Annotated in this window: 7 protein-coding genes; all 7 read left to right on the top strand. The window is 37.5% G+C overall.

Features of this window, described 5'->3' with window-relative positions; all coding sequences use genetic code 11:
• Positions 1 to 1,146: sensor histidine kinase (locus AC1DPQ_RS15940; protein ID WP_477610199.1), on the top strand; the 1,146-nt coding region annotated here is incomplete at its 5' end.
• 10 nt (positions 1,147 to 1,156) lie between these two features.
• The gene (locus AC1DPQ_RS15935; protein ID WP_477580022.1) at positions 1,157 to 1,822 is read left to right on the top strand and encodes a response regulator; all 666 of its coding nucleotides are present in this window, start codon (positions 1,157 to 1,159) and stop codon (positions 1,820 to 1,822) included.
• A 296-nt stretch (positions 1,823 to 2,118) separates the two neighbouring features.
• Complete coding sequence (locus AC1DPQ_RS15930) at positions 2,119 to 2,451, top strand: YegP family protein (protein WP_477610197.1); 333 nt, start codon at positions 2,119 to 2,121, stop codon at positions 2,449 to 2,451.
• Between the two features lie 11 nt (positions 2,452 to 2,462).
• Positions 2,463 to 3,527 carry a type I restriction endonuclease gene (locus tag AC1DPQ_RS15925; RefSeq protein WP_477580018.1) on the top strand — a complete coding sequence of 355 codons (1,065 nt, stop codon included), beginning with the start codon at positions 2,463 to 2,465 and terminating at the stop codon, positions 3,525 to 3,527.
• Positions 3,528 to 3,680: 153 nt separating this feature from the next.
• Complete coding sequence (locus AC1DPQ_RS15920; RefSeq protein WP_477580016.1) at positions 3,681 to 4,019, top strand: hypothetical protein; 339 nt, start codon at positions 3,681 to 3,683, stop codon at positions 4,017 to 4,019.
• 172 nt (positions 4,020 to 4,191) lie between these two features.
• Positions 4,192 to 5,304, top strand: a complete 1,113-nt coding sequence (locus AC1DPQ_RS15915) for a DUF4236 domain-containing protein (RefSeq protein ID WP_477580014.1) — start codon at positions 4,192 to 4,194, stop codon at positions 5,302 to 5,304.
• A 53-nt stretch (positions 5,305 to 5,357) separates the two neighbouring features.
• Positions 5,358 to 5,698 (top strand): phospholipase D-like domain-containing protein (locus tag AC1DPQ_RS15910; protein WP_477610195.1); only part of this gene is annotated, 341 nt, incomplete at its 3' end.

Genomic DNA, 5,698 nt, shown 5'->3' with positions numbered 1-5,698 from the left:
GTAAAGGCTTCAAAAAATAAAGTAGAATATGCTCGCTTATTAACCAATATTGCAAAAACAAAATGGCTTCAAAATCCTAGATATAATCCTGTTCCCGATTTCTTGAAATCGTTACAGATTCGAAAAAGAGAAAATGATCTATGGGGGCAAAATTCAAGCTATGCACATCTTTCTGATTACTATACCTCAAAATGGCCAGATTCTGCATTGAACTATGCACTGATAAGATATGAAATTGCACAAAAATTAAATAGTGCCACCGATAAACTCGAAGCACTTCAAAAACTTATTAAATTAAGTTCTTCTATAAAGACTAAGCAATACTTTGAAATCTATCAACAACTTGATGATAGTATACAGAATGCCCGTAATGCAGCCAAAAATCAATTTGCTCTTATCCGCTACGAAACGGAAAAAAACAAAGCCGATTTTCTGAAGGCCAAAGCTGAGAATATTGAAAAACAAAAAGATATACTGCTCAGAAATATAGGGATTGGCACTTTAATCCTGTGTTTGCTATTGGGCTATTTTTTATACCAGAAACGGAAAAAAAGCCTGCAACAGGAAAAAGAAATAGAAGTTAAAAAAACGGAACTCAAATATGTAAAAAAAATTCACGACCGTGTGGCCAATAGGGTATACCAGGTAATGTCGGAGGTAGAGAACACACCCGAAATAGATAAGAACGACCTGGCCGACAAACTTGATGTGATCTATAAAATATCGAGAGATCTTTCTTACGACAATAAAGATGTCCACAATGAAGAAAGTTTTTCGATTGAACTGTCGAAAATGTTATACGCTTATGCCTCGGCGGAAACTAACATAACGATTGAAGGTGGCGGCGAAAAACTTTGGGAAGCTATTAATGATGACACTAAAGCTGAAGTGTTTTGCATTTTGCAGGAACTGATGACCAATATGAAAAAGCATAGTGTGGCAGATACCGTTACCTTAAATTTTAAACGTGAAAATGACCGTATAACTGTTTTATATGTAGATAATGGAAAGGGAATGGAGGTTTTAACACCTAAAAATGGATTAAGAAATACGGAAACCCGTATAGAAAGTATTTCTGGCCATATTACTTTTGATACCAAGCCCGATGGAGGGCTTCGTGTTAAATTTTCATTTCCAACCTTATAAAAATATAAATATGTTCAAAAACGTACTCATCGCCGAAGATCATGAAATTGTTAGTAAATCGCTCCGTAGCGCCCTTATAGATCTTGGCATTACCATAGCCGATAAAGATTATGTATTTTATTGTGATGATGCATTTACACGGGTACAAAAAGCACTACGCGATGGCGATCCTTATGAACTGATCATTACCGACCTTTCTTTTGATGAAGACTATCCGAAACAAAAAATAGCAGGAGGCAGAGAATTGATCAAAGCTTTAAAAGAAATACAGCCCGATTTAAAAGTGCTGGTATTTTCGATAGAAAACAGGGCCTTAATTGCCAATACACTATTTAAAGAATTAAATATCGATGCTTATGTACCTAAAGCCCGCCATGATGCCAAAGATCTTAAACTGGCTTTAGAAAGCATTTATAAAAACAAGAAATACCATTCGCCCAACCTGAGGCAAAAAGAAGAATACCTGCACAATTTTACGCACTATGATAAAACAATCGTTTCGCTCATTTTAGATGGAAAAACCCAAAAAGAAATGTCGGGCATTTTGAAACAAAAAAAGATGGAGCCATCTGGCTTGAGCAGCATCGAAAAACGCATAAATTATATTAAAACCGCGCTCAATATTTCAAATAATGGTCAGCTAATTGCTTATTGCATTGCAAATAAGGTGATTTAGCTTAGGTTAGTCTTTAGTCCATACTCTTAACGATTGGTCTCGCTTAGTCACTCGTTTGATGATCCTTCACAAATTCGTCATTCTGAACTTGTTTCAGAATCTTTAAACGGTTTTCCCTACGTTGCTGCATTCTCGTTGTTTTGCCGCTGCGAACCTTGGTTTAAAAAATAGTATTTGACGTGGATTATCGTTAAGATTATCAACCAATGAACTGTTGACTAATGAACCAACCTACGGTTTCCCGTAAGGATGCACCATATTCCTCCCATACTTTTGAGCAGCTTAAAAAAACAACTATGGGAAAATTTATCATTACCAAAAGAACAAACGGCGAATACCAGTTTAATCTCGAAGCGGCAAACGGCAGGGTTATCCTCACCAGCGAGGGTTACGCCACAAAAGCAGGCTGCAACAAAGGTATCGAATCGGTAAAAACCAATGCACCAACCGATGCCATGTACGACAGAAAAATTGCCAAAACCGGAGCGTACTATTTCAATTTAAAAGCTGCAAATGGCGAAATTATCGGTACCAGCCAAATGTATACAACTGCTGATGCCAGAGATAACGGTATCGAATCGGTTAAAGAAAATGCGCCGGATGCATCAGTAAAAGATGAAACCATTTAATGCAAAAAGTTATGGATCTTAAACTAAAGTTAGAACAACTTCATCAGCGCGTGGTGGGCTTAAAAGAGCAGATCAATACCGAGGAGGCTACGAAAAATGCATTTGTAATGCCCTTTATTCAAATCCTCGGTTACGATATTTTTAACCCTACAGAAGTTATACCCGAACACATCTGTGATATCGGCACCAAAAAAGGCGAAAAGGTAGATTATGTGATCCGTAAAAACAATGAGCCCATCCTCATTTTCGAATGTAAACACTGGAAAGAAAGTGCCGATGCGCACAACTCTCAGTTGCATCGCTATTACCATGTTTCTAAAGCGCGGTTTGGGGTATTAACCAATGGTACGGTTTACAATTTTTACGCCGATCTGGAAAAACCGAATATTATGGACGAGAAACCATTCTTAACCATCGATATCGAAGACCTGAAAGATAATGCCATTAAAATCCTCGAAAGTTTTACCAAAAACGAATATAATTTAGAAACGATTCTCGATTCGGCCGAAGGTTTAAAATACATCAAAGCCATCAGAAAGGAATTTGAAAAAGAAATAGACAGCCCTTCTGATGAAATGGTGAAACTATTGGTGAACCGTTTTTTCGACAAACCCTTAACGGCAAACCGGATGATTGCTTTTAAAGATTATACCAAAAAAGCCCTTACCATTTCGATCAATGAATCCATCAGCAACCGCTTAAAATCGGCATTGAATATTAACGAGAAAATTGAGAAAAAGGAGGAGGGTAAAGTGATTCCTATTAATGAAGATCCCGATGCTTCTAAAATCGTAACTACTGAAGAGGAATTAGAAGCTTTCCAGATTGTAAAGGCCATTTTGCGCGAGAAGATTCCATCTGCCAGGATCGCTGCACGAGATACCCAATCTTACTTTGGCGTATTGCTGGATGACAATAATCGTAAACCAATTTGCAGGTTCCATTTTAATACCGTTAACAAGTACATCGAAACTTTCGAGAAAGGAAAAGACGCTGGCGAGAAAAAGCAGCTGTTTAACCTCGATGAGCTTTACGATTACAGAAACCAGTTGCATCAGACTATAGAAAACTACTAATTATCCGCTCATCTCTCAAAAAATGTAGAGGTTGTTTCCGTGGCTGTTTTCGAACCAGGCAGGGCAACCTCTCATTTTGGTATAAACAACCTGCTATCATTCCCTTACTGTTAGCCGTAAGGAATATATTTTTTGCCGAAATACCTTAGTGGCATGAAACATCTCTTTACACTGCTATTATTAACAATCATAATAGGCAATGCCCAGGCACAAAAAAGGAAAGTGATCACCTATCAGTTAATGGAACCTGGTTTCAACAACAAAACAATTAAGGGCACCATCAGCGAAGTGTACACCACAAAACGTTATGGCAAAACCTTCTGGTGGATAGTAATCGGTACCGATACCCTAATCCACGTATGGCGCAGACACCTCGATACCGCAACCATGAAACCAGGTGTAAACCGCGCTTTTTATTCCATTAAACGCCTCAATAATAGCTGGTGGAAGAAAGAAAAATCAGAAGATTATGTGAAGCCGAAGAATGATTAGTGCGTTAATTTATTCAATATATGCTACATTTTGCCAGTTTTGTAAGCAGCTGTTAATGAATCCATTTTGCTGAAAATTAATTGTGAAAATAGTTTTTTGCTTTACGGTTTCCCGTAATGTAAGCCCCTTCAAGCAACTTATTTTTGTAGTATCAAAATTAAAAAATACTAAAATGGCTTGGAGCTTTCACAAACGGATAAAAATTATCCCTGGTGTTCATTTAAACTTAAGTAAAAGTGGTATATCCACTTCTATAGGAGTTAAAGGGGCAAGCATGACTTTCGGAAAATCAGGAACCTATCTTAACACCTCTGTTCCACTTCTAGGCATTAACAGCAGGCATAAACTTTCAGGCTCAAGTCCTCAGCCTCAGGTATACCTGCCAAACGAGCCAGTAGAGGTTTTAGACAATATTTTCAGTGCCGACATTCATGAAATAACCAGCCAAAACATGCTTGGTGTTAAAGAGGCTATTCTATTGGCCCAACAGCAAAGGAAAGAACTCAAAAGCGATTTATTAAAAATCCAGGCTACTTTAGGTGTTTCGAAAACTAAACTCGTGCTAAGTTATATATTCCTCTATGGCCTAATAAAAAAGACTATTCCCACAAGCTTAAAAATAAATATTACGGCACAAAAAGAAGCCATCAAGCAAACATCACTTCAAATAGACAACTGTTATGTCAAGCTTGATATAGAATTTGAACCCGAAATCAGGGAAAAGTACGATCGCTTAGTGAAAGCATTCGGGAACTTAACAACCTCCCATAAAATTTGGGATGTAACGAGTGCCCATTTTCAAGATCGCGTGGCAGCGCGATCATCTGCCAGCACCATTGTAAATAAACGAGATGTAAAGTTTGCATTTAAATCACTTATCGATATCAGATCAAACTTTGAAGCACTATACTTCGAAAATGCAAATGGCGCGGATTTATATTTCTATCCCAGCTTCATCATCATGTATTCCAATAACACAAATTTTGCCATCATCGGGCTTGATGAGCTTAACCTGCAGCAAAGTTATGTTCGTTTTACCGAAACCGGTACGGTACCTCGCGATTCGAAAGTAATCGACAGGACCTGGGCCAAAGTAAATAAAAATGGTACACCAGATAAAAGATTTAAAGGTAACTACCAGATCCCAATAGCCAAATATGGCCAGATCAATTTACGTACGAATACAGGCTTAAACGAAGAATACGAATTTAGCAATTACGAGTTTACAGAAGCATTCGGACAGAGCTTTAGAGATTACCAAACAACGATTAAACAACTAAAATAATTTTTAAATCAAGTACGGATACAGCAATGTGTTCATTCCTAAATGAAAAACTCATGCTCACAGAAAATACCCAACTCGATCAGCAAGTGTTGCAAGACAACAAAGAGATTTTTGCCCGGATAGTTAAAGAGCTAGAAGGAGCAGATTTCGAAATTCTAATTGCCAGTGCATGGTTTACTGACGAGGAATTATTCGCTATCGTTAAAAGTAAAGCCGCTCAAAATGTAAAGGTTGAGCTAATCATCGCCGATAATCAAGAGAATCTAAAGTTAGATTTTGATGAACTTGTTTCCTTGGGAGCTTCAGTAACTAAGATAAAGAATGTTGGCTATGGTATCATGAATCAAAAATTCTGTGTAATTGATAAACGGATTGCACTGCATGGTTCTTATAA

It is taken from the genome of Pedobacter sp. 01T416_2 (genome assembly GCF_056398925.1).
The sequence above is the reverse complement of the archived record's forward strand: the minus strand, read 5'-3'. Positions and strand labels throughout refer to the sequence as shown.

Coding starts and splice junctions, on each gene's coding strand:
- AC1DPQ_RS15935 (WP_477580022.1), top strand. CDS start 1,157: ATGTTCAAAAACGTACTCATCGCCGAAGATCATGAAATTGTTAGTAAA.
- AC1DPQ_RS15930 (WP_477610197.1), top strand. CDS start 2,119: ATGGGAAAATTTATCATTACCAAAAGAACAAACGGCGAATACCAGTTT.
- AC1DPQ_RS15925 (WP_477580018.1), top strand. CDS start 2,463: ATGGATCTTAAACTAAAGTTAGAACAACTTCATCAGCGCGTGGTGGGC.
- AC1DPQ_RS15920 (WP_477580016.1), top strand. CDS start 3,681: ATGAAACATCTCTTTACACTGCTATTATTAACAATCATAATAGGCAAT.
- AC1DPQ_RS15915 (WP_477580014.1), top strand. CDS start 4,192: ATGGCTTGGAGCTTTCACAAACGGATAAAAATTATCCCTGGTGTTCAT.